Raw genomic sequence first — 24,637 nt, 5'->3', positions numbered from 1 at the left:
AACAAGGGTGAGATGCATCCGAACCTCTTCTTGAGGCGAAATGCTGGCCTCAAAGCGACTTTGATCCAACACGAGCCACGCGATGAGTGCGTGGATGACGGCGGTAGTGCAGACCGCCGCAAGCTTTGACCAGCGACCATCTGGTGGGGGTGTAGGGCCGTCAGCACGGAGCATGGGAAGGGTGTAAATGAGATTCATTCTATTTTACACCTTGCGCGTCGTGTTGCCGACGTTTGAGGGGGAGGTTCAGACACAAAGCGTCCTGCCGAACCACGTCGTACGATGTCGTGTGGTGTCCCTTGCCGACGGAACAACCGGCCATGCCTCAAATCTAAGTGCCGTCTTTTCCCTTTCCCCGATTTGCTTCAAAGCGTTTTCGTGGCAGATTAAATTTAGGCGGGAATCGCCCAGTTTAGGTGTGGGGTAGTGTGGCGTACGGCTGGGCTGGGCTGGCAGGCTACGGCCCTTCGTGCGCAGGGCCAGGTCGATGGCCCACAACAAGGGCGTACTTGTCGACTGCGATGGTCGAAGCGATACTTGCAACCTATCCGGCTTGAGGACTTGCCGGCATGTTCAGATCTGCGTGCATGGATGGACGTGGATGTCATTGAGACCATTCGTTTGCCAAATCCTCCTTTGCGCGCTGTTGCCTACGTCAGTGAGGTCCGCCGCCCGTGGTCTGTTGCTGAAATCGATCGTTTGTTGGTCTCTTCGAGTGCAGTCAATGCGCAACTGTCCATTACCGGGGTTCTGCTCTATGACGGCCTTAGGTTCTTTCAATACATCGAGGGGCCGCCAGCAAATCTGTTCGATACCTACGATCGCATCAAACGATCGAGCCGCCATGACCTGATCGCCGAAATGTACAACGACCGAATCACTGCACGCCATTTTCCGCAATGGCAGATGGCCTGCCGGAAAGTGCAGCTAGGTTCGATCTTGGAAGTCAGCGCGCAGCGTTGGAGCCGGACGCGACTCGCACTGGGTGCTCTCGGGGAAAAGCCCGAGGTCATTCAGCAGTTGCTGGCGTTTTGAGAAGGGGCCGAATCGAGCATTGGGTGCGATCGTTTCACAACGTAACGCGTTGCCGGTGTTCGAGCAGATCGCAGCATGCGCAGAGCGAATCGAACGCTGCCTTCTCGCGCGAGAGGCATGTCCTGGTTCGGGCCTCTAGGTAGTGCCTAGGTGGCCTTGTCCCACACATGTGGTCATTCGGGGGCCTGGTGGATCCATATGACGCTCTTTGATCGGCAGTAGCTGGATGGCGCATGCCTGGGCCCCTGGTCGCTGCCTAGCGGAGAAAAAAGTGCACGGGCACATTCAGTTCTGCCGGTACGGTCGCTCTAGGGGGAGGGGGAAGCGGCTCGGCCCTGGTAAACGTCGCCAAGGCTTCGCGGTCCAGTAGAGCCGAGCCACTGGTTTCCTTTACTTGGGCGGACAGCACATGTCCGCTGCCATCGATCAAGGCTCGAATGAGCACTGTCCCTTCCTCACGGCGAACCCGGGCGGGCCGGGGATAGCGCTTGAATTTCTCAAGTCGCGTGAGCACTTCGCCCTCCCAATCGGGATCGACCTCTCCTCCCGTCTGCGCGCTCGGAGGCAACGATAGAGACGGCGGTGCCGACGCCGGCGACGGTGTCGGAACGCTTTCCGAAGTCGAGCTGTCCTCGTCGAGGGCAAGCGTCTCAACAACGTCTTTCACCGATTGCGACTGAGTAACAGGCGCTGCCTGCCTACTCTTTTTGACTTCTGGCGATGATGATGTGTCTGGTTTCGGCCTCGCCTCGGTCCCCTTCAGCGGCTCGGCTGCAATTTCCTCGACCACGGGGACAGGTGGAGCGGCGGGGGGCAAGACCGTGAGCCGAACCCGGATCTGCTCCGTTGCCGCTGGCCGTGCAGGTTCGGGCCAGTGACACAAGAGCACGTAAAGCACCAGGGCGTGGCCGCCCCAGGACAGACCGTGGGCGAAAAGCTTGGCTGTAAGCTCAGCCTTGTCCTGCGAGGGCTGCTCTATGCGCGGCAGCGGCCTGGTTTGGATCCAGAGCGTGCAAAGCCCTAGTCCGAGCGCAACGCCGATGCCCAACGGCCAGGACGGTCTGGCGGCAAGCCAAAAGCAGACCGCTCCAAACGCGATGCCGAGCGTGGCGTAGCGCTTTGCCCTGCTGGAAATGGCTCTCTCCTCAGACCACGCCCGGAGCGCCGAGCCATAGCGTGGATGGCTCAGAAGTGTGGCCTCAAGCGCCGGCGACGAGCGGGCAAAGCACCCGGCCGCCAGGATCAAGAAAATGGTCGTTGGCATGACAGGCAGCAAGGCGCCGATGATGCCTAGGCCCACCAGCACAAAGCCCAAAAAGAGCCAGGCCAGGCGTTTCAATCACCAGACTCCGTTTCGGAGCGGCACCCGAACAGATGCATCTCTTGTTCAACCAACGCCTGCATGGTTGAAAACGCCTGCCGTGCGCCCTCGACCATGTGGCGGAGCTCGGGTTCCGTCCAGGGGAGTTGATCCACCGCATTGACGAACGAGCGCCAGTGCCGGGCTCTGCCATCGGCGTGGGCGGCCAAGTGGCGTGCGCCAGCGGTTTCGCTCAGACCGAGCCCTCGGGCGTGTTTGAGCAAGATGGCGGCGCCGAGCTTGGAGCCCTCTGCGACATAGAGCCAACCCCAGGCTGTGGCCGGAGAGGAGAAATCGACGGCCACGGCACCCCGATGCGTTTGGATGCCGAGCGACAGGTCGCCAATATCCTGTTCGATCTCATGCAAGCGACGACGCCCGGTAAGTTCCGGGACTAGATGTTGAAGGATTGGATCCTTGAAAAGGGGATCGATGGTGGCGTGAAAGCGGCGCTGCGCGTGTAGAAACTGGACGTAGCGCGTGATGGATGAAAACGGGGCGCTCGCCATGATGCGCTGGTCAAGCGCCTCATGGGCGTCGTGCGTCCGGGATTTGAGATGTCTGGCGACGCTTTGGCTTGGGTCGGGAGCCGTCATGAGGATGCTCGAAGGAATAGGTTTACAGCGCATGTTCGAATTTCAGGCTCACTGCATCGCGGTCGTAGCTATAAAGCCAGTCGATGTTGCTTTTGACCTGGTTTCGCCGGAACGTCAGCACCGGGCTGAAACCCGCCCACGATAGATGTTGGGCACGAAGGATGAGGGTGTAGCCTTGTTCGTGATCCCTGCGACGTGCTTCCAGCACGGCGCTATACGCTCCGTAGCTGCGCCAGCGCGACGAAGCAAAGAGGGTCATTTGGACACCCTTCGGCCATTGCAACGAACCGCCAAGGCGAACGCCGCGCTGAAAAAATCCATCTGCCTCTTCCTCCGTTTGGCTTTTGACCGCGTCAATGCCGGCAAAGCCCATCCATCTCTCGCCGAAGCTCTTGAAGACGTTGGCAAAGACCGAGGTGGTCTCGCCATCGAGGTAAGTGCCGTAGTCTTGTCTTCGGTAGCCCAAGCGCTTCCAGTCCCCCTCGAGTTTTATCAAGGACGTAGGGGACGTGGTCCATGACCACTCGGCATGGAGTCCTGGCGCGCCATACAAGGTGTGGTTGCCTAAGCCGTAGTACTCGAAAGAAGGCGCAAGCACGAACGCGTTTCGGCCGGACTTGAAGCTGTATCCGGACTGCATCACGGCGGTGACTTCGTTGAACTGGCTATTGTCTCGATAGCCTTGGCCAAACAGGGTCGTGCGGGCATAGACGCCGTGATGACCCTTCATACTCCAACGCTTCTCGATGGCCGCGTCGTATTCGAAGCCAAATGACTTCGCCGCATCGGGGGTGCTGCGATTGAAGTAGCACTGTCCATCAAGCGAAATCAGGCAGTTGGAACTGGCCGAAGTGCGATTGACATTGTCACTCCACGCCGGGCCGAGCGCCGCAGTGCCTTGCCAGCGGTCGCGCTCGACAAGGGCCTGCTGGAAGTTGTCGATACTGCCGAGCACGCCCACGGTTTTGGGGTCACTGCGGTCGATCGACTGCTCGATGGCGTCAAACAGCGCCCTCGCTTCAGCGTTCTGTTGATCCTCGAAGAACACGCGGGCCAGTTCAAGTCGCCCCGGCAGGAAATCGGCTTTCAGGTCCAGAAGGGCGGCGTATTCCGCTTGGGCTCGGGCGTAGTCGCCATGGAGTCTTGCGATCGCGCCCTGGGCATAGTGGACCAGCAGCGGATCGCGGTTGGCAAGTGTGAGATATTCATCCAGCAAAGATTGAGCTGCCGACCATTGCTTGTTCTGGAGCGCGATATAAAGCGCGCGCCCCACGTCGTTGGCATTGTGCTCAACGGTGTATTCATGCCCCTCTACGACCATCGTTGGTCTGGCCTTGTCTGTCTCCTCCTTCATGATTTCTCGCTCGCGTGCGTCGGACTGCGCTTGGTTGCGCTGTTCCAGGAGGCGGCGCATGTCGTCTTGTTGCTGCTGCGCAAGCGCCCGCCCGGGGAATGTCATGATGACAAGCGTGAGTAGGACACCCCAGGTGGGGGATGTCTTGATTGCATGCATAGGGAATCGGCCAAAAAAAGAGGAACAGGACTGGCTTGGCCTGGCTTGTCCTGTGGTTGCAATATCAAGCGATCAGCCGATCAACTCACTTCTTCGAGCCGCCAAAGGCGGTGTCGTATTGCACACCGGTGAAGTTGGCAGTGCCTGCCAGTGCGGTTTGCCCGGCGTAGAACTGGCCCGACACCACACCATTGGAACTGACTAGCGTTCCGGACTGGCGTGCTGTGGCATTGGTGCCTGAGATACTGGCGTTGGTGTTGATGGTGGCGGTGCCCACATTGACGGCAAAGCCGGCGCCATTCTGGATCGAGCCGGTCAGGCGACGCGTGCCGAAGTTTGCATCAAAGGTGCCGGTCAGTTGATTGCCGGAGCTGTAGTTATTGATGCCAACGACGTTGTAGCTGGCCGTACCAGAGGCTGGAATGGCGGTATCGGCGTTGTCGCCCATGAAGTAAACGGTATGGGTGTTCAGCCCTTCTGCGTTGTCCTTGCGCGAATACCACTCTCCGAACCAGACGTCCTGCGTCCCGACCTGCGCGAAGGCAAAAACGCCCAGGCTGTCGTGACTGCTCGGGGCACCGCTGTACGGGAAATTCAACACCTTGACCGACCCGGTGCCGCCATAGGACGCCAGGCCCTTGAAATCGACCGGCTTGTCCAGGCCCGTGGAGTTGACCGCAACGCCCGCAAAGCCCGCTTGATGCGGACCGCCACTGACCGTGGAAACGCCTACCTTGACATAGCCTTCGTTGGTCGAGCTGCCGACAAAATTCGCCGCTTGCGCAACACCGCCCAGCAGCAAGACGGTGACGCCTACGGCAACGGTTAGCATTGGTTTCTGAATTTTCATTTCTTCGGTCTCTTGTTGGAAGGAAGTGGACATCCTTGCCCCGGTTACTGTCCATGATCGTGAGCTCAGAAGCGGCCCGTTAGGCTCAGCTTGATAGTCCGGCCAGGTGCTGCCATGAGTGATCGCGTCGCCGGATCGACGTAGTAGCGATCTGTGAGATTGGTGCCCGTAAGTTCCATCGTCAGCCTGGGGCTGAGCTTGTAGGTGGCATAGGCGTCGACGAGCATCGTGCTGGCCCAGGAGAAGGGGACATTGAAGGTATAGACCAGTCGGCCGTCCCCGCTTTGAATCGAGTTCCGCCTAAACCAGTCGAGATCGGCATTTTCGTACTGCTTGTAGTAGCTCAGACGTGTGCCGAGCTCCAGGCGCTTGTCCATGAAGCGTCCGCCCAATGAAACGCTGGATGAGAACTGTGGAGCGCTCTGCGTCAGCAAGTAGCCGCCCACAAAGCCATAGTCGACACAACTGGGCACGATGACGCCGCTGCCGACGACATAGCCATTCGTGCTCGATAGCAACGCTGCCGTCTGTTCGTCGCAGACTTCGTTTTTGAAGTTGTAGTTGATTGCAAGATCCGCAAACACGCGCCCTGAGTCATATCGGCCCTGGAACTCCACGCCTTCGATGATTTGCTTGTCGATGTTGCGGAACTTGAAACTGGGGTCGCGTTCGATCACATCACGCGTCTTGTTCTTGTAGTAGGCAAATTTGATGTCTGCCACTGATTCTGGCGACAGCAGCTGTGCCAGGTCGTAGACATAGCTCACCTCCACGTTATGCGCATGCTCCGGTTTGACACCTTCGGCGTCCAATGAGGCCGAGAAAGCGATCGTGCTTTCGAACATGCTCGGATAGCGAAGCGTCTCACCGTAGCGAACATAGATGCGGCTGTAATCATCCAGGTAGAGCGTGGCAGCGTAAAACGGCGTCCAGCCGTGGTCTTTGCGCTTTGTCGCCGATGCCGGCCTGATTTCAGAAACAGCGGAGGTCTGGCAAAGCTGACCCACCGCTGCCGGATCTGTCTCGAGCGAGCCATTCAGGCAGACATTGCCGGCTTTGGTGAACCGGCCGTCTGCATCGGCTTGCCACACGCCTTGGTGATCCACGCTGTAAGTGGTCGGCACATCGGTCAGAAGCAGTGCGGCAATCTCGTCGAACTCTTCTTGCGTAATGATCTCCAGTTCGAGCAGTTCGCGATTGGACGCAAGTTGGTCTTCGATCAGCGCTTCGCGCTCAGCCTGGGTGTAGGTACCCACGGTGGTGTAGCGGGTGGTGTAGCCCGTGGTGACTGCTTGGCGAATGTCATCCTGGTGGCTGTCGAGGAAATCGTCAAAGGCCCAGTAAGACGAGTAGCGTGCGCCGGCACTGAGCGCGAGTGCTTCAAATGGACGCCACTCGAATTGGAAGTTGCCTTGTCGCTCTTCGCGTCGGCCCGCACGCGGATACATACGCCAGCCATCGCTTACGCCAAAATACGCATCCGTGGAGGTGAGGCTTTCGTGCTGAAAGCTTCCTCCCACAGTCAAGTCCAGCTGATCAGTCAAATGCAGCGTGTTGCTCAGTGTCACACCATTGCGGGCATTTTGGGCGTTGGCAAGCGCCGTGTTCCTCAGGAGGGGAAATCCCGGGCCTTGCGCATAGTTGGGGAAGCCACCTGCGGTGTAGGTGTCACTCTGGGTGTCGGTTCGCCAGAAATTGGCATAGAAGTCGATGACGCGGCTGTCTTGAGGTTGCCATTTGTATTCGGCGTTCCAGGCCTGGGTATCCACCCGACTCAGTGGCCATTGGACGGCGCTGCGATCTTCTGACTCGATGATGCGTGACGGCATCACCTCGCCGTAATGCGACGAGCTGCTTCGGTAGCCTAACTGCAGCACTTGATCGGGCGTGATGCGCCAAGTGGACTTAAAGAGCCAAGATTCCATTTGGCTCGACGTATTGGCTACCTCATTGCCCGGCAGCCAGTAGTTGGCCATGGACAAGATGTAGTCGTCGGCGTTGCTGCTGCGCGGGTGTGAGTAGTAGCCTGCGCCACGCTTACCGGCAAAATAGTTGCCACGCTCGCGATAGCTGTACGCTGCCAGCAGATCGAGATCCTCCGTGGCCCTCCATCCCAATGCCAAACGATAGGCGTAATCCTCGCCACCGAGGACATTGGCGCCACCTCCGCCACTTCGCGGTTGGAACATCAAGGTGCGGTCGGTGTAAGGGATGTTGGGCGTTTGCTGTGGGAAGCCGTCCACCGTTCGATAGTCTTCGCCCGTGTGGAGCGTCGGCAGGCGTGGCCTCACCGCATTGCTGCTGCCTTCCAGGCGAAATTCCGCCCCAATGGTTTGACCTTCGTCCAGGATGTCTTCGACATCTAGCGTGTTCACCACCATCGCGCCACCGATGCCTGTGGTGACATGACGGGTCAGCGACGGACCTTTGAGGATTTGGATGCCGCCAATCAGAAACGGGTCGATGTAGTTGCGGTTGCTCGCGCCGTTATAGCCACGCCAGACAGTAAGCGCCTGCTCGGTGCCATCAATGGTGACAGGCACGCGTCCTGGCCCTTGGATGCCGCGAATGTTGAGGTCCAGCGCGCCGCTGTTGCGCGCATCACCGCTGAAAACCCCCGGGATTCCGTTGACAAGATCTGACGGTGTCTTGCCCTTGAAGCGTTCAATCGTGGCACGATCGATATAAGCGGTGGAAATGTCGAGGTCGTAGACGTCGTCGGCACTCCGGCGGTCCCGTTCCTTGCCCTGGCTCGCCCCCAAGTTTCCGCCGACCCGCAGCATATCGGTGGTGCGTGCTGACGAGCGGACTGCGCGCACGATCAGCCTTTGGCCCTGCTGACTGGCCTCCAGGCCTGTTCCGCTCAGAATCCGCGCCGCGCCGTCATGGGCGGTGAAGTTGCCCTTGAGGCCATTGCTCCTCAGGCCTTTGGTCAGCGATGCATTTACGACGACCCCAAGTCCTGCCTGGCGGCCGAAGCTCAGCAGGGCTTGATCGAGCGGTCCTTCCGAGACATCAAAGGCAATGGTGGCCTGCTGGGCGTGCGCGGGCGGCGCAAGGGCAGTCAGGGCCGTCGTGCCAGTGGCAAGTTGAGCCAGCAGAACGGCAAGGGCAAGTGGGTGGCGTCGAGCGCGCCGGGTGGTGGAGGCGGGAAAGGGGCGTTGTGCCGCCATGGCGAAGGCAATCCTCAGAAGTGAAGGCTTGCCCGCTTTGCTGATCAAAGCGGGTGTTCATGAGGTTTGCCAATCGAGATCGCCAAATCTGCCACCATGCAGCGAAAATTATTCGCTATCTCACGAAAATGGCTCAGTGCTTTGCCGGGCCAACCAGGATCAGCCAAGGCGACACACGTCGGATGGAGACCTGAAGGACTTGAGGCAGGGTGTCCAGGATGGCATTGACCGGGTCGGCCCCGACCAAGGTGTAGAGCGCAGTGAGACGAAGCTGCGCGACCGATGCCTCGCAGCGGATCCAGCCGCGTCGGTAGCGCGACAACTCGGCCAAGAAGTCGTGAAGAGTCATGCGATTGGCTCGGATCAGGCCAGCCGTCCAAGCCACCGCGCTTTCATCAAGGGGCGTCAGGCGTCCCGAGCGCTGATGATCAAAAAACACCTGGTATCCGGCGGGAACCCGCAGGGAGGATGTTGTCTCTCTCGTTAGGTCGACAGCGCCTTCTTGTACCGTCAAAAGCACGCCGCCGTCGCTCAGGCGGACCCCGAATCGCGTGCCAATGGGCACTAGCGTTGCCGACGGCATTTCTACGACGAAGCGCCGGCCCAACGCGTCTGGTGCGGTGACGATGTCCACTTCGCCTTCGTGAAGGATGATGCGTCTGGTCGCTTGGTCAAAGCGCACATCCACCGCGCTTGCGGTATTCAGGCGAAGCACGGTGCCGTCGGGTAGCGTGAGACGCTTCTGTTCGCCGACCTGGGTTCGAAGATCAGCGGTGGCGATATGCCACTGTCGCGAAAGGCCGAGAGGTCCTGACAATAGACAGCTGCCCGCCAGCCCTGTGCTACCCCAGAGCAGGACTTTCAACGCGTGGCGTCGCTGCGGCGAGGCATTCGCGCTGCCGAGCACCTCACGCGAGACGTTGCTTGGAATGGACGCGAGGCGGTCCGTCATGCTTCCACCGAGCGCCTCGATCCGTCGCCAGGCCTCGGCATGATCGGGATCGGCCCGTTGCCACTGTGCAAAAGCGTCCTGCTGTTGATGGTCAGGCTGGCCGGAGGCCAAGCGCACATACCAATGGATCGCTTTGTCGATGACCTCTGGTGGCAGGACGCGTGCGCGAGCGTTACCCATAGCTGGCGCGGTAACAGCCTTGAAGCGCGCGGATCATGGCTTTCTGGACCATGTTGACGGTGATCCCGAGATGCCTGGCAATCTTGGCGTAGGGCCAGCCATCGAGTTGAGAGAGCAAAAACGCCTGCCGGGATCGTGCAGGAAGCCCATCGAGCAAGGCATCGATCTCCTCCAACGCCTCTAGAGCAAGCTTTGCCTCTTCAGGAGAAGGGGATGCCATCTCGCCCCGGGCAGCCAGCGCATCTAGGTAAGCCCTCTCGATGGACTGGCGACGCCAATGATTGACGACCAAGCCATGTGCAACGGTGGTGAGGTAAGCGCGAGGCATGCGAATGGCGTCGGTCGGTATGCGCGAGCAGATCAAGCGCATGAAGGCGTCTTGCGCCAGATCCAGTGCCAAGGCGTCGTTGCCGAGCTTCCTGATCAACCAGGATTTAAGCCAGCTGTGATGATCAACATAGATGTTCTGGAGCTGAAGGCGAGCCTCACCTGTCAATACAAGGGCGGAATCACGCATCATCCTATCGCCATAAATGAGAATCATTCACATCTTAGGCCAGGGGCCCTGCTAGTGCAAACAGATGCAGACCGCAGAAGGCGGAGTGAAGAACCGCGCATCCTGGTCGAAGTCGCGCCGTCTCCAAATAGCATCGATCGGTTGGGCCTGGGGGCTTCCCGGTAGATGGTGGATGCAGCGAAGAGCTCTGCAGAAAACAGGTGTGAGCAGCGATAACGCAAGCCGTCCTAAGAAGCGGAGCGGCGAAATCAGGGCGTTCTTCTCGTCGATTGCGACTGTGGCCACCAGTGACCTGGCTCAACGCGCTGGGCGTCCAGCGGACCTCGGCGCGTTTCAGGATCTGACGTATCCCGGCGCGTGCGATAGCCGTGCTGCCGGCTAGATCCACCAGTCCGAGGGAACCAACGGTGGTGTGCGAGCTGCCTTACAGCGGCGCCCACGGCGACAGGACCGATCCTCCCCAAAGAGGCGCTCGGCAGTCCCACTACCAAGGCGGAGCAGGGCAGGCGAGAATGAGTGGCCGGCACTTTGCCCCGGACACTTATCGGCTCCGAGCATTACTGTCCATGCGGGCGCGCACTTCTTCCATTTCCAACCCTTCATCGGTTTCGGCGCGCTTCCGCTACGCGGGCGTAGCGGTGCCTTGGCTCATGCTTGCGCTCGCTTATACCCCTGCAGTAGCCATGACATCGCTGGCCGAGGACCCGCAAGGCGCTCCCGGCCTGTTGAAGGCTTTCCTGTTTCTAGTCGGCAGCTACGTGCCCTGGGCAGTGGCCACCCCAACGCTTCTTGGACTCGCCAGGCGATGGATCGTTGGAACAGGGGACAGCATTCGCCATCTGGCATTGATCGCCTTGACTGGACTGTTTGCCATACCGGTGCTGACGGCGCTGGGCTGGGTGCTTGGGCATGGTCTCCTGCAACTAGCAGGGTTCGTGGGCGCGGGAGGGCTTGATCTTCGCAGCGGTCAGCGCGCACTCGCTGCCACGACGCTGTTCGCCATTCCGCTCTATCTGGTCGTCATGGGGGTAGGGCAGCTTTGGACACACCTGATTTTGAGAAGTGAGCGAGAGGTCGTGCTGGCCCGACTGGACGAAGAAGCGCTGCGGTCTAGGCTGCACCAGCACTTCATCTTCAATGCGCTCAATGCGATCGGGGAGCTTGGGCATCGTGACGCCACCCGGGCAGACCGTGCGCTTGGCCATGTAGCGAATATCCTTCGCGCGATGCTGGAAAGCGCACCTGTGGTGTCGCTAAGGGAGGAAATAGGCGCGAGCGCCGAGTTCATCGAGCTGCACCAGGTGCTGTCCGGCACCATCACATTCGACATCGACATAGAGCCTCGAGCTTGGAACGCCGCCGTTACGTCCATGGCACTGCAACCATTGCTAGAAAACGCCATCCAGCATGGAGCGCGTATTGGTGGGCTGGTTCGGATCAAAGTGAAGGCTATTGTCGAAAACGCGGAACTCATCATCACGGTTGTGAACCCCGTCTGCGGCAAGCAACCCGGTGGGCTAGGCATAGGGTTGGATCACCTGGGGCGGCGATTGGCTCTCACCCACGGTGCCACGGCATCGTTGTCGATTGAACGTCAGGAGACATGCTTTGTCGCAACGATCTGTCTCCCCCTGAGGGAGGCAGAGGCGTCGTGATTCGCACTCTAGTTGTGGACGATGTAGCGCTTGCGCGAGACCGGCTTGTTCGTTTCCTCGCGTCTGAGTCTGATGTGGTCGTGGTGGGTGAAGCGGCCACCCTCGAACTGGCGCTTGAGCGCGCACAGCTCGGAGATGTCGACCTACTGCTGTTGGACATCGGTCTGCCCGATGGGAGTGGCCTGGACCTCGTGAAGCATCTCGAATCAGTTGTGCCGCATATCATCTTTATCACTGCCTACAGTACGCACGCGGTGTGCGCTTTCGACGCTGGTGCATTGGATTACCTTCTCAAGCCAGTAGATCCCAAGCGTCTACAGCTTGCGATGCGGCGCGTGCGTCAGCGCATAGACGGTAGGGGTGCGGAGATTGCCCGCCTGGCTGTTGAGGTGGGTGATCGGACTGTCTACTTGTCACCGGCGGAGATCGACTATGTCGAGGTGGCGGGCCATTACGTCTGTATCCATGCCGGAAAGGACACGTACTTGCGCCGCGATAGCCTGGCAAGCCTGGCAGACAGTCTTGAGTCGCATGGGTTCGTTCGTATCCATAGATCGTCATTGGTGAATGTGAAGCGTGTCGTGGCGATCCGTTCGGCGCGAAACCAGGATGCCCAACTCGAACTTCTAGATGGCACAACACTTCGGGTCAGCCGGCAATTCCGACCACAGCTGGAAGCGCGCCTACCTCGCCTGTTTTAGCGGCTGTTGCACGATTGAGGCCCCTGGGCACACGACTCGTGCCAAATAGCCGTTGCAAGAAGCGCCTGGCAGACATGCTCGTTTGCCCTTTCTCAGGCCGTCCTGACATGCGCCGACTCGCCCTTCTCTTACTTCTACTCGCCTGCGCCCACGCCAATGCCGCAACGCTTCACGTTTCTTCGCTGGATAGCCAGGCCGATGCGCCCTTGGGTGTGCACGTGTCAGGAATGCGCCCTACGGAGCTCGTGGAGCTCAGGCTTGCGATGAAGGATGCCAAAGGCATCATCTGGCGCTCTAGCGCGGTGTATCGCGCGGATCTAGACGGCATGGTCGACCCGGCAATCACCGCGGCTGAGGCGGGGAGCTACATGGGAATTGATCAAACCGGTCTGTTTTGGTCGATGCAGCCTGAGGGTCCGCCACGACCTTTGCCTTTTCCCATTCAGAGAAGACCCGGGGATCTGCGGTTTTCACCAGCCGAGTTCACTCTTGACGTGGTGTCGGGCGGAAGAGTGGTCGACACAGTGAAGCTGCGACGATGGATCGATGGCAAGGACGTCTGCGCGTTTCCGGTAACATCCGATGGACTTGTGGCCAACGTCTACGCGCCCCAAGGCGCGCTGGTAGATGGACGTCGCCATCCGACCGTCATCACTCTCGGGGGCTCCGAGGGCGGGATCGAGAGTGCCAACATGTATGCGGCCTGGCTTGCCTCTCATGGGTTTGTGGCGATGTCTGTGGCTTATTACCGCATGCCTGGATTGCCCAAGGATCTCGTGCGGGTGCCGATTGACCCTGTCTCGATGGGCGTGACTTGGCTACAAGACCAGAGCTATGTGGATCCTTCCGGGATTGGTGTATTGGGTGGCTCATGGGGCGGAACCATCGCGATGGCCGCTGCCTCACACGACCCACGGCTCCGCGCGGTGGTTTCGTTCGTGGGAAGTCCGGCACCATTCCGCGGAATACAGCGGGATGTAGCGCCGGCCGATTTCCGCGCAGTCAACAAGCCTGGTCTGACATTCAAGGGAAAGGATCTGCCTTTCCTGCCCTATCGTGAAGACGCTTCTTGGCTGGATGAAAAGGAAGCCGAGATCCAGTCGACGCTGAAAGCCGCGTTGTTGCCGATTGAAAAGATCAACGGCCCGCTCATGCTCGTCGCTGCAGGAGACGATCGGCTGGGTCTGTCTGGTGAAATGGCGGCGGTGGCGCAACGCTATTTGGCTCGGCATGCGCATGGCACGCACGATCAGATCATGTATTTCAGCGATGCCGGGCATTTGATCTCGCCGCTGTGGCAGCCGACAACTCACCGCCATGACCTAGGACCTCATCTTCAAGTCGGTGGCACCCCCGAGGGCTATGCGCGAGCTGACCGAGAGAGCGGTGCGGCTGTCATCGAGTTCTTGCGATCTGCCCTGGGAAACACGCGTTAGGCGCGCTCGCCCACATGGTTGAGTTCCCGCATCTCTTTGAACCAGGTGGCTCCCCATTTGGCGTTCAACCCGCGAGCACTCAAGGAGGATCGGATGCGACGCGCGACGGACAAAAGCCCTGCCTCGCTGAGCTCCCGTAGCGGCTTCACATAAGCAATGCCCTCAATTCGATGGCCGGTGTTACCGCGCTTGGCAGCTCAGGAGTGAAGTGGAACTGAGGCTAGAAGAACAGGGCCCGCCAGTGGGGCCCCGAGGGCAAATTTGGGAACTAGAACTCCTGCCAACTGCTAGCCGCTAAGCTGCTCGAAGGGGCTGGCGTTACCTGCCTTGAGGTGACTGTATGATTTCCCTTTATTTTGTGCAGCGCTGGTGGACTCGCCATGGAATTCTTAGTGAATCCAGTGGCCGCCGTAGCGATGTTGTGTCCTGCCGAAATTTTGAACGCTGAGACCGCTTCACTTAGCTGCGTTGCCTGCTCCTCCATCGAGCGTGCTGCTGCAGTCGCTTCCTCAACCAGTGCCGCGTTTTGTTGAGTGGCTTCATCCATTTGAGTGACAGTCATATTGACCTGTTCGATGCCAGCCGACTGCTCCTGCGAGGCTGCCGAGATGTTGCCCATGATGTCGGTGACGCGCTTCACGCTAGCAACGATCTCAGCCATTGTAGAGCCGGCGCTATGCACTAAAGAGGAGCCTTCGGCAACTCGTTGGACGGAGTCATCAATGAGTTCTTTTATTTCCTTCGCTGCACTGGAGGACCGCTGGGCCAGGGTGCGGACCTCAGAGGCAACCACCGCAAACCCGCGTCCTTGCTCGCCGGCTCTGGCAGCTTCCACTGCAGCATTCAGCGCAAGGATATTGGTTTGGAAGGAAATTCCATCAATCACACTGATGATGTCAGCAATCTTCTTGGACGAGGTTTCGATACCGGACATGGTGTCCACGACCTTGTTCACCACGTCGCCCCCCTGGGACGCCACATGCGCGGCGCCAATCGCCAACTGATTGGCCTGGCGTGCATGCTCGGCGTTTTGCTTCACCGTAGACGTCAGTTCCTCCATAGAGGCAGCTGTCTCTTCCAGGTTGGCGGCCTGTTGCTCGGTCCGGTGTGATAAGTCCTGATTGCCGGCAGCAATTTCGGTTGCTGCGGTGGTGATCGACAGTGCAGAGTGCTGGATCCGTCCCACGATTTCCGCAAGTTGCGCTGCAGTGGCATTGGCATCGTCCCGCATCTGGGAAAACACGCCGTTGAATTCACCGGTCATCCGCGCAGTCAGGTCTCCTTGTGCAATGGATTGCAGCAAGGAAGATAGCGATTGCAGATTGGTGTCGGAGGTGGACATCAGTTGATTGAGACTTGCGACCATTGCACGGAAGTCATGCTGGAAGCGCTCGGTGTCTCCCCGCACAGCGAAGTCGCCTGCTGCGGCAGCTGAGGCTAAGCGACTTATTTCCCTGTTGATTGCTGTCAAATTGTGCTTGACCTGATCCATCGTCTCGGTGAGCACGGCTTTCTCGCCGGGTAGACGATCCATATCCTCGGAAAGATCGCCTATGGCATAGCGTCCGGTAATCTGTGCCAGGCGCATCATGACGGCAATGTGCGAGCTGGCCAATGCATTGGCATCTCGCACCATATGGCCATACTCTCCTGGAAATGTATCTTCATCCATGCGATAGCTGATCGCACCAACTTCGTGCTGGCGCGCCATTTCCAGCTGCGCCGCGATGACGCCCTGCAAACGGTCACGTATACGATAGACCGCCTTGGCCAGTTGTGCGGTCTCGTCTTTACCCGTGACCTTGACGTCGACATCGAGCACTCCGTTTGACAGGTGTTCAACAGCCGTCACCGCCCCTCGGATCGAACGAGAAATCGCATTGCCAAGTATCAGGGCAATGCTGATGCCGGCTAAGGTGATCAGTGCTAGCGCAATTGCCGAGAGCGTCATTGCACGCGTGTTGGCAGCCTGCTGCTGCCGATAACGCAGTTGGGCCGAATTGCCTAGCTCTTCGCGCAGCGTGGCAAGCCCGGCGAAGGTGGCGTCGGCATTGTCCTTGACCTGGGTGCGGTTGACTTCCGCGCCGCCGGCAATATCGCCGGCTTCGATCAACTCAACTTGGCGCCGCATGCCTTCATGCATCAGTGCATAACTCGTGGTGATCTTCTGCAACTGGGCGAAATGTTCGCTCTCGTTGTTCAACAGCCGTTTGAGCTCAGCGATGTTGGCTTCGACCTGAGTGAAGCGGTTCTCGTTTTCCTGCTTCCACTGCGCAATCAAATCAGGGGATCCGATCGCGATCATACGCAGGATGTTGATGTCGACTCGGGTCAACTGACCATCGATAGTGCTGGCAAGCACGGAGCCGTTGAAATCACGGTTATAGAGCGTGCCGACGCTGTCCTTGGAATTGTGCAGGCTGTGGAGGAGGAACAGGCAGAGCAGGATGCTGGGAACCAGTGTTCCTAGCAATGCCAACAGGAATTTGCTCTTGATCGTGGCTAGCATGGTAGGCCTTGGTGAAGAAGAATCTGTGCGTCGGGAGAATCGATCGCCGTATCGGCCAGCTGAGGCGATCTGGGCATTCGTTGGCCAATGTCGGCTGGATCAGAACTCCTGCCAGCCTGCGCCATCTGTGGAGCTGGCGACGGGCTGGGGTTTGTGTGGTGCCCGTCGTCGTGCGAGGACTTCTGCAGGCGTCTTCAGTGGCGTTGCCGTCTTCCTGCTGCTTGAGCTAGCAATGGCGGTTGCAGCAGGAGCTGCTTGGACCGGAAGAGCGTTCTCTTGATCAATCTTGAACACCGCCACTGCCCCGGTGAGCTGCGTGGCTTGCTCTTCCATGGCACGGGCCGCAGCGGTCGCTTCCTCAACCAGTGCTGCGTTCTGCTGTGTCGCTTCATCCATCTGAGTGACCGTGGTGTTGACCTGCTCAATGCCAGCGGACTGTTCCTGAGAGGCCGCTGAGATCTCTCCCATGATGTCGGTGACGCGTTGCACGCTGGCGACGATTTCCGCCATGGTCGAGCCAGCTGTGTGGACCAGGGTTGATCCTTCGGCCACGCGTTCGACCGAGTCGTCGATCAGCGTCTTGATTTCTTTGGCTGCGGCGCTGGAGCGCTGGGCGAGGGTCCGCACCTCCGAGGCGACCACGGCAAACCCGCGCCCCTGTTCGCCAGCGCGCGCTGCTTCGACGGCAGCATTCAGGGCCAGGATGTTGGTCTGGAATGAGATGCCGTCGATCACGCTGATGATGTCCGCAATCTTCTTGGACGAAGCTTCAATCCCCGCCATGGTTCCCACGACGTTGTGAACGATTTTCCCGCCCTGCGATGCCACATCTGCCGCGCCGATCGCCAACTGGTTGGCTTGCCGTGCGTGCTCGGCATTCTGGCGAACGGTGGAGGTCAGCTCCTCCATCGACGCAGCCGTTTCCTCGAGATTGGCGGCCTGCTGCTCGGTGCGCTGCGACAGATCCTGGTTGCCGGCAGCGATTTCACGTGCGGCCGAGTTGATCGAAACGGCCGATTGCTGGATGCGTCCGACAATCTCTGCCAGCTGCAAGGCGGTGGTGTTTGCATCGTCGCGCATCTGAGCAAAGACTCCCTTGAACTCACCCGTCATGCGGGCAGTGAGGTCGCCTGCGGCAATGGACTGGAGCAGCGAGGACAGGGAATGCAGGTTGCCGTCGGCAGTGGCCATGAGAAGGTTCAAGCTCTCGACCATGATCCTGAAGTCGTACTGGAACCGCTCGGCGTCGCCGCGTGCGCTAAAGTCGCCGTTGGCAGCGGCTTGCGCCAACTGTCTGATCTCATGGTTCATACCGGACAGGTTTGTCTTGACCTCATCCATGGTCTGCGTCAGCACGGCTTTTTCGCCTGGCAGTTGCTCCATGCGTTCACTCAGGTCGCCGATGGCGTAGCGTCCCATGATCCGTGCCAGATCGGACTGCACGCTTAGGTGGGAAGCGACCAGGTCATTGGTGTCTTTCGCCATACGGCCGTAGTCGCCCGGGAACGCAGTGGCGTCCATACGGAAGCTGGTCTGGCCTTCGTCGTGGCGCTTGGCCATGTCGCCCTGAGCGCCCAGCAAGGCCTGAAGCTGGTGTTGCATTCCCTGCATGGCGCGCAGTAATTGCCCGGTTTCGTCCTTGGCGTGCGTGCGCACGTCGTTGCCTAGCTGACCACGGGCGATAGCCTCGGCAACTCTGGTAGCGCGGGCTAGCGGCTGGGTCAGGCTGCGGGTGATGAGCCACGCCAGGAGACTGCTGACCAACACGACAATCGCGCCACCCAGGATGAGCAGGAGCTTACCCCGATCCATCGACTCGACGGCGTCCGCATACGCTTGGCGGCTCTGGCCTTCCTGGCGGGTGACGAGTTCACGGATCTTGCCCTGCCAAGCCAGAATGGCGGGGCGCGCCTTCTCGCTCAGGATGACCTGGGCCTGAGTCTTGTCATTCTTGCCAGCCAGCGCCATGACGTCGTCGTTGAACTTCACCGAAGTCGCCCGGCGCTCGTCCATTTCAGCTCGAATTTTTCGACCTTCCTCCGAGCTTGAGAGCGTGTCCAACTTGGTGCGTAAATCGGTGTAGCGCTCACGCTGCGTGGTGATGGTGTCGAGTGCTTCCTTACTGAGCTCTTCACTGGTTGCCATCGAATAAGTGCCCAGTGCGATCAGCAGCGAGGAATTTGCGTCGAGCATCCCGTTGCCAATCTGGATCTTGGCGGTGCGGTCGAGAACGATGAAGTCCAGCTGTGCCCGTGCCTCAGCCATCGTGCCTAGCCCCGTGGCCACAAGCAGGCCCGAAAGAAGGATCAGAATTCCGAAAGCGACAGCCAAGCGGTGTCCGACGTTGTAACGTTGAAGGAAGGCAATCATGGACGTCCTAAAGAAGATCACAGGGTAAGCAGCGACGGCCGTGGCTGGTGGCCGGCTGTCATTGGTCCCAATAGCGGCAATCTTCTTCAAAACTGGAATTTCGATCACCAAACCGTAGTTCTGCCCTTCAGAAAAGTCGCCTGCTGTCGGGTGCGAGGGCCTGATGTCCATCGGGCACGCTGGCTGGGCACTGCAGTCCCTCGCCTGAGCGCGTGTGTTTGCACAGACCGACAGGCGCACCAATAGCGTCCTGGTCGAGCCAAGTGACCTCAAATAAGTGCTTCGAAAGATACGTCGGGATGCTGCTGGACAGTGTCCACGATGCCGACGGTCGCCATACTCGCCCAGTGACGCGTCATCATTGGGGCGCGAGGCCGTAGCAGCTATCGCCGACGCTAAGGCAGGTGCGTGAAAATCCAGCCCGCGTAGGAAAGCAGGGCAATGTAGCTGACGAACAGTGCTGTATGGACAGCACGTTGGTGAACCCGGATGAGATGCATGCTTCCCTCGCATACAAGCGCCATTGGCCATGCCGGCTGTGGGTGTGCTCCACACCCCGTGAGATGGAGCGGCCTCATGGCCTCACGTCCGGCCAGGTGATGGTGATGTGAAAGTGGGTTGCTAGCAAATAGGAATTTTCTATTGAAACGTTTGGCCGCAGCTGCGCAGGCCTTGGAGTCTCCTGTCGCTGGGCCAGGCCCGCTCCGCGATGCAGTAATGCAGCGTGTGGCCGGCTCATCACACAGTTAACCGGGCTCGGGAGTTCGTCTATCCGTCAAGAACCGGACCGCAGATGGTTGCCGGTCGCCCTCTCTTGAGCGATGCGGCCGGACATAACGCCTAGCGTCTGGACCGGACAGCGATTGCAAGGTGCCCCGGGAAGAATGACGCAAGTTGCTCGCTTCGCTGTTTCCTGCCGAATGGTCAGGAACCTCCTGATTGAGCAGGCTCGCGGCGATGGGCATAGTGGCAGCCCTCATCGAGCCAGTACCATGACGACCACGCATCCCCAACTCATCGGCGCACTTCTCAAGGACATACGGCGCGCCGAATCCGCGCGTGCAGCCTCAAGTGGTTGCTGCGCAGAGCAGATGCGTTTTGGGTACGGCACGCCGGACGATGCAAGCAAGGTGCTGGAGATGTTTGCGCTGGATTCCGAGCAGATCCGCGAGCTTGGGCTGGTGGGCGTGGAAGAGCTGGGCGAGGCGGTCTGCCACGCCTGGTCCATCAACGCCGGCGAGCTGGATCGGGTGATTCAGTGGTTTTCGGCGCCGAGGGTCGAGTTCGTCGGCAAGCACTGCCGCGAACTGGTCCGGGCCGGGCGCATCGGGCCGGTGCTGACCATGGCGCGCGAGCATGCCTTGCTGCGCCATCGCTGAGCGCAGCAAGGCCCGGGCGTGCCCTGCCGCTTTACGCTAGCCGGCGCAACGGCAATACTCGCTGACCCTTTCAACCTCAGTTTTGCCAATGCGCCAGGTTCCGCCCGCTTCACCCTCTGCCGCCGCCAAAGCCCAATTGCTGGAAGAGCTGCGCAAGCTCGAGCAGGAAGAAGCCCAGCTGAAGTATGCCCAGACGCTGGAAGCGTTCGACCAGGTGGTCGAGGTGCTGACCCAGTTCGGCAGCCGCTTCAATGCCAAGCAGAAGTCCCAGATCGCCTCACTGGCGATGACCGGCAAATCCAAGGGGCCGCTGTCGTCCACGGGTGACGTGGTGGCCAAATACTGGATTCCGCATTCCGGCGAAACCTGGTCCGGGCGTGGTCGCACCCCGCGCGCGTTCAAGGCATGGGAAGGCACCAGCTCTTACAAGGAATGGAAGGCCAACCATCCGGATAAGCGATTCCCCCTCTATCCAGGCTGAGTTTTCGCGTATTCAAGGTCGGGTTGAATGACAACCCGATGCGTAGTGCGCTGCCCCGCATCGCCTGACACATCACTGATATCAGCTGCAGCTCCGGGCTGTTTCGCCGGCAAGGCGTGAAGCCCATCTGCGATTGCGTCAGCGCCAGCGGCGATTCTGCTCGCCCCGCGCGCGATGTAGCGTCTGGATATCACCGGCAAGGCTGTCGCCGCACACGACCTGCAGCGTCGGCATCCACGGATCGGTGGCGTGGATCCTGTTCACGCCGAAGCATCCGGCGCACATATCGAAGCAATAAAAAAACTCGCGGCCTGCCGGAAATCCGGCGGGCCGCGAGTTCGTGTCACCGCGTCAGGATGACTGGTCGTTCTTGCACTCGAACACCGACACGCTGCGCGGCGGGGCCAGGAATTCGCTGGCGCCGGCCGGCATCATGTCCACTTCCAGGGCGTCGTCGGTCGAGAGCGCCAACTTCCAGTGCACCGGTTCGTCGGCCGAGGGCAGGGTGAAGGTCACGCCTTCGTGGTAGGCGTTGATGACGATCAACAAGGTGGCGTCGTTGGCCAGTTCCTTGACGCCGGAGGTCTGTGCCTTGCCTTCCAGCAGCAGCCCCACCGAGCGCGCGCCGGCATCGGTCCAGTGCGCATCGTCCATTTCGGTGCCGCCCGGATTGAGCCAGGTGAGATCGCGCAGGCCCGCTTCTTCGTTGTACTGGCCGTTGAGGAAGCGGCCGCGCGACAGGATCGGGTAGCGCTTGCGCAACTGCGTCAGCGCCTTGACGAAGTCGGTCAGGCGGCCATCGGTGGGGTCGTTTTCCCAGTCCAGCCAGGTGATTTCGTTGTCCTGGCAATAGGTGTTGTTGTTGCCGCCTTGCGACTGTGCACGCTCGTCACCGGCAAGCATCATCGGCGTACCCTGCGAGAGCAGCAGCGTGGCGAGCAGGTTTTTCATCTGCCGCTCGCGGATCTGCAGCACGTCCGCGTTATCGGTGTCGCCTTCTTCGCCGTAATTGCAGGAACCATCGTTGGACGAACCGTCGCGATTGTCCTCGCCATTGGCGATGTTGTGCTTTTCGTTGTAGCTCACCAGGTCGCGCAGGGTGAATCCATCGTGCGCGGTGATGAAGTTGACCGATGCCCACGGGCGGCGGCCGCGACGATCGAACAGATCGGCCGAGCCGGTAAAGCGGGTGGCGAACTCGGCCAGCTTGCCGTCCTCGCCCTTCCAGAATTCGCGCGCATTGTCGCGGAACTTGTCGTTCCATTCCGACCAACCTGGCGGAAAGTGACCGACCTGATAGCCGCCGGGGCCGCAGTCCCAGGGTTCGGCAATCAACTTGACCTCCGACAGCAACGGATCCTGGTTGCAGGCATCCAGGAAACCGCCACGCTGGTCGAAACCGCTCGGCTCGCGTCCCAGGATCGTTGCCAGATCGAAGCGAAACCCATCCACATGCATCTCGCCGGCCCAGTAGCGCAGCGAGTCGTTGACGAACTGGATCACCCGCGAGTTGCTCAGGTTGAGCGTATTGCCGGTGCCGGTATCGTTGATGTAGTAACGCTTGTCTTCGGCAAGGCGATAATAGCTGGCATTGTCGATGCCCTTGAACGACAGCGTTGGCCCCAGCTCGCTGCCTTCGGCGGTATGGTTGTAGACAACGTCCAGGATCACTTCCAGGCCCTGCTTGTGTAGGGCCTTGACCATGTCGCGGAATTCGTCGCGATGTCCGCTGGACAGGTAGCGCGACTTCAGCGCGAAGAAGCCGATGGTGTTGTAGCCCCAGTAATTGCGCAGGTCCTTGTCCAGCAGGTGCTGGTCGTCCAGGTACGCATGCACCGGCAACAGCTCCACCGCAGTGATGCCCAGGTCCTTGATGTATTGCAGCACCTGCGGCTGTGCCAGGCCGGCAAAGGTGCCGCGCACGGCTTCGGGTACCTGCGGGTTGCGCATGGTGTAGCCACGCACATGGGTCTCGTAGATCACCGTCTCGTTCCACGGCGTGAGCAGGCGCGCGTCGTCTTCCCAGTCGTAGGTGTCTTCGACCACCACACACTTGGGCATGAACGGCGCGCTGTCGCGCTCGTCGAAGCTCAGATCGCCATCGGGGTGACCCACGGTGTAGCCGTAGAGTTCGTCTGCCCAGATCAGGTCGCCATCCATCTCGCGCGCGTAGGGGTCCATCAACAGCTTGTTGTGATTGAAGCGGTGGCCTTCGGTCGGCTCATACGGGCCATGCACACGGTAACCGTAGCGCTGGCCGGGTTTGACGTCGGGCAGGTAGCCGTGCCAGATCTCGTTGGTGTATTCCGGAAGATCCACCCGCACTTCGGTGCCCTGTTCGTCGAACAGGCACAGTTCCACGCGCGTGGCGTGCGCGGAAAACAACGCAAAATTGGTGCCCTGGCCATCGAAGACGGCGCCGCGCGGAAACGGGCGTCCTTGGCGGATGCGGGAGGGGTTGGCGTAAGCCGCGCTTGCTGGACGTCGCATTGAGAGTCTCGGGTGCGCCGGCATGCCGGCATTGAGGGAGCTCAAGCATTGCGGGTTCAGCTGTGCAAACTGCGTCATGACGACAGGGGGGCGGCGTGAGGGCGGTCGACGCCGCGCGCGGTCGCCAATCATTCTTTCTGGCGCAGACACCGGCGACGAGCGCGCCGACGCGGATCTGATGCGTCGAATCGGGCACGTCTGCTGCGTTGTCTGCGCGACCGCCGCCACACATCCTGCGTCGTACATCACCTGCGCCGACGTACGCACGCGCTTGAGTGCTGCGCAGCCGCCCTGCTAGCATCCAGGCCGTCGAAGCCGCGCAGCGCATGCAGTGTGACAGCTGCCTTGCTGCGTCGCTCCAGCTCCCATTCTCGGGGCCGTCGCACACCCGTCGAACGCAACGTGCAGGGCCGTGACGCTGCCCGCGTGTGCAATCGACCGGCAGACCTACGGACTTGGGTCACTCCGTCATCAGACTCCGACCATGTCCAGGCCGCGCCGTACACCTGCCGCGATGAAGATCGCCATTCTTTCCCGCAACAGCAAGTTGTATTCGACCCGGCGGCTCATCGAGGCCGGGCGCAAGCGTGGCCACACCGTGCGCATCCTCGACCCGCTGCGCTGCTACATGCGTATCGCCGCCGACGGTTTTAGCCTGCACTACAAGGGCAAGCCGATCACCGGATTCGACGCGGTGATCCCGCGCATCGGCGCCTCGGTCACGCGCTATGCCACCGCCGTGTTGCGCCAGCTCGAATTCATGGGCACCTACACGCCCAACCCGTCCGACGCCATCCTGCGCTCGCGCGACAAGTTGCGCGCGCATCAGTTGCTGGCCGCGCAAGGCATCGACATGCCGGTGACCGTGTTCGGCGACAACCCGGACGACACCCAGGACCTGCTGTCGATGCTCGGCCCGCCGCCGCATGTGGTGAAGTTGAACGAAGGCGCGCAGGGCGCGGGAGTGATCTTGACCGAGAAAGCAAGCGCCTCGCGCGGCGTGGTCGAGGCGCTGCGCGGGCTATACGCCAACTTCATCGTGCAGGAGTTCATCGGCGAAGCGGAGGGGGCGGACCTGCGCTGCTTCGTGGTCGGCGACCGGGTCGTTGCCGCCATGCGCCGGCAGGCGGCCGAGGGCGACTTTCGTTCCAACCTGCATCTGGGCGGCAGTGCCGCGGTAGCCCAGGCCACCGAGCAGGAGCAGGACGTCGCGGTACGTTCGGCACGCGCGCTGGGCCTGGCGGTGGCCGGTGTGGACCTGATCCGTTCCCGGCGCGGGCCGTTGGTGCTCGAGGTCAATTCGACCCCCGGACTGGAAGGGGTGGAAGGGGTCTGCGAAGTGGATGTGGCGGCGGCGATCATCCAGCACCTGGAGCACTCGATCCGCTGATCGGGCCACCAACTTTGTTATCGAAAATTTAACAAAAATCTAATCCTTTC

The 24,637-nt window shown here is 60.3% G+C and carries 18 protein-coding genes; 7 read left to right on the top strand and 11 right to left on the bottom strand.

Features of this window, described 5'->3' with window-relative positions; genetic code table 11:
• Nucleotides 1–591: 591 nt before the first annotated feature.
• Nucleotides 592–1,035 (top strand): BLUF domain-containing protein, encoded by a 444-nt coding sequence (locus tag XarjCFBP7645_RS02640; protein ID WP_104536124.1) that lies wholly within the window; start codon nucleotides 592–594, stop codon nucleotides 1,033–1,035.
• A 256-nt stretch (nucleotides 1,036–1,291) separates the two neighbouring features.
• On the opposite strand, the gene XarjCFBP7645_RS21600 is transcribed toward XarjCFBP7645_RS02640, so the two are convergent.
• The 7 genes from XarjCFBP7645_RS21600 to XarjCFBP7645_RS02605 form a co-directional block, all read right to left on the bottom strand.
• Nucleotides 1,292–2,374, bottom strand: coding sequence for a TonB family protein (locus XarjCFBP7645_RS21600; protein WP_181126151.1), 1,083 nt, complete (start codon nucleotides 2,372–2,374; stop codon nucleotides 1,292–1,294).
• Nucleotides 2,371–2,991 (bottom strand): biliverdin-producing heme oxygenase, encoded by a 621-nt coding sequence (locus XarjCFBP7645_RS02630; protein WP_047127102.1) that lies wholly within the window; start codon nucleotides 2,989–2,991, stop codon nucleotides 2,371–2,373. Before XarjCFBP7645_RS02630 ends, XarjCFBP7645_RS21600 begins: the two co-directional genes overlap by 4 nt.
• A gap of 22 nt (nucleotides 2,992–3,013) precedes the next feature.
• Nucleotides 3,014–4,504: a surface lipoprotein assembly modifier gene (locus XarjCFBP7645_RS02625; RefSeq protein WP_258079491.1), complete on the bottom strand. Its 1,491-nt coding sequence runs from the start codon at nucleotides 4,502–4,504 to the stop codon at nucleotides 3,014–3,016.
• Nucleotides 4,505–4,589: 85 nt separating this feature from the next.
• Nucleotides 4,590–5,387 carry a Slam-dependent surface lipoprotein gene (locus tag XarjCFBP7645_RS02620; protein WP_230608571.1) on the bottom strand — a complete coding sequence of 266 codons (798 nt, stop codon included), beginning with the start codon at nucleotides 5,385–5,387 and terminating at the stop codon, nucleotides 4,590–4,592.
• A 32-nt stretch (nucleotides 5,388–5,419) separates the two neighbouring features.
• Complete coding sequence (locus XarjCFBP7645_RS02615; RefSeq protein ID WP_104536123.1) at nucleotides 5,420–8,527, bottom strand: TonB-dependent receptor; 3,108 nt, start codon at nucleotides 8,525–8,527, stop codon at nucleotides 5,420–5,422.
• A gap of 133 nt (nucleotides 8,528–8,660) precedes the next feature.
• Nucleotides 8,661–9,659 (bottom strand): FecR domain-containing protein, encoded by a 999-nt coding sequence (locus XarjCFBP7645_RS02610; RefSeq protein ID WP_104536122.1) that lies wholly within the window; start codon nucleotides 9,657–9,659, stop codon nucleotides 8,661–8,663.
• Nucleotides 9,652–10,203, bottom strand: coding sequence for a sigma-70 family RNA polymerase sigma factor (locus XarjCFBP7645_RS02605; protein ID WP_230608567.1), 552 nt, complete (start codon nucleotides 10,201–10,203; stop codon nucleotides 9,652–9,654). The genes XarjCFBP7645_RS02610 and XarjCFBP7645_RS02605 overlap by 8 nt, the downstream gene beginning before the upstream one ends.
• Before the next feature lie 539 nt (nucleotides 10,204–10,742).
• Here XarjCFBP7645_RS02605 and XarjCFBP7645_RS02600 point away from each other — a divergent pair.
• The 3 genes from XarjCFBP7645_RS02600 (at nucleotide 10,743) to XarjCFBP7645_RS02590 (ending at nucleotide 13,968) form a co-directional block, all read left to right on the top strand.
• A complete protein-coding gene (locus tag XarjCFBP7645_RS02600) occupies nucleotides 10,743–11,831 on the top strand; it encodes a sensor histidine kinase (protein WP_181126150.1) in 1,089 nt (362 codons plus the stop codon).
• Nucleotides 11,828–12,532, top strand: a complete 705-nt coding sequence (locus tag XarjCFBP7645_RS02595) for a LytR/AlgR family response regulator transcription factor (protein WP_230608565.1) — start codon at nucleotides 11,828–11,830, stop codon at nucleotides 12,530–12,532. The genes XarjCFBP7645_RS02600 and XarjCFBP7645_RS02595 overlap by 4 nt, the downstream gene beginning before the upstream one ends.
• A gap of 107 nt (nucleotides 12,533–12,639) precedes the next feature.
• A complete protein-coding gene (locus XarjCFBP7645_RS02590) occupies nucleotides 12,640–13,968 on the top strand; it encodes an acyl-CoA thioesterase/BAAT N-terminal domain-containing protein (RefSeq protein ID WP_181126149.1) in 1,329 nt (442 codons plus the stop codon).
• Nucleotides 13,969–14,236: 268 nt separating this feature from the next.
• On the opposite strand, the gene XarjCFBP7645_RS02585 is transcribed toward XarjCFBP7645_RS02590, so the two are convergent.
• Nucleotides 14,237–16,477, bottom strand: a complete 2,241-nt coding sequence (locus XarjCFBP7645_RS02585) for a methyl-accepting chemotaxis protein (RefSeq protein ID WP_047127097.1) — start codon at nucleotides 16,475–16,477, stop codon at nucleotides 14,237–14,239.
• Nucleotides 16,478–16,576: 99 nt separating this feature from the next.
• The gene (locus XarjCFBP7645_RS02580; protein ID WP_104536722.1) at nucleotides 16,577–18,847 is read right to left on the bottom strand and encodes a methyl-accepting chemotaxis protein; all 2,271 of its coding nucleotides are present in this window, start codon (nucleotides 18,845–18,847) and stop codon (nucleotides 16,577–16,579) included.
• Nucleotides 18,848–19,839: 992 nt separating this feature from the next.
• Between XarjCFBP7645_RS02580 and XarjCFBP7645_RS02575 the strand changes: the two genes are divergently transcribed.
• Nucleotides 19,840–20,226 (top strand): hypothetical protein, encoded by a 387-nt coding sequence (locus XarjCFBP7645_RS02575; protein WP_047127096.1) that lies wholly within the window; start codon nucleotides 19,840–19,842, stop codon nucleotides 20,224–20,226.
• Nucleotides 20,227–20,314: 88 nt separating this feature from the next.
• Complete coding sequence (locus XarjCFBP7645_RS02570) at nucleotides 20,315–20,707, top strand: H-NS family nucleoid-associated regulatory protein (RefSeq protein ID WP_047127095.1); 393 nt, start codon at nucleotides 20,315–20,317, stop codon at nucleotides 20,705–20,707.
• A gap of 138 nt (nucleotides 20,708–20,845) precedes the next feature.
• Here XarjCFBP7645_RS02570 and XarjCFBP7645_RS21855 read toward each other — a convergent pair whose 3' ends face one another.
• Both XarjCFBP7645_RS21855 and glgX read right to left on the bottom strand, forming a co-directional pair.
• Entirely contained in the window at nucleotides 20,846–20,971 is a 126-nt protein-coding gene (locus XarjCFBP7645_RS21855; RefSeq protein WP_258079066.1) for a hypothetical protein, read from the bottom strand.
• An 87-nt stretch (nucleotides 20,972–21,058) separates the two neighbouring features.
• Nucleotides 21,059–23,197 (bottom strand): glycogen debranching protein GlgX, encoded by a 2,139-nt coding sequence (glgX, locus tag XarjCFBP7645_RS02565; RefSeq protein WP_104536120.1) that lies wholly within the window; start codon nucleotides 23,195–23,197, stop codon nucleotides 21,059–21,061.
• 484 nt (nucleotides 23,198–23,681) lie between these two features.
• Here glgX and rimK point away from each other — a divergent pair, with 484 nt between their 5' ends.
• Nucleotides 23,682–24,587, top strand: a complete 906-nt coding sequence (gene rimK, locus XarjCFBP7645_RS02560; protein ID WP_167337518.1) for a 30S ribosomal protein S6--L-glutamate ligase — start codon at nucleotides 23,682–23,684, stop codon at nucleotides 24,585–24,587.
• The last annotated feature ends 50 nt before the right edge of the window (nucleotides 24,588–24,637 follow it).

The organism is Xanthomonas arboricola (assembly GCF_002940665.1).
GTDB lineage: Bacteria > Pseudomonadota > Gammaproteobacteria > Xanthomonadales > Xanthomonadaceae > Xanthomonas > Xanthomonas arboricola_B.
The sequence above is the reverse complement of the archived record's forward strand: the minus strand, read 5'-3'. Positions and strand labels throughout refer to the sequence as shown.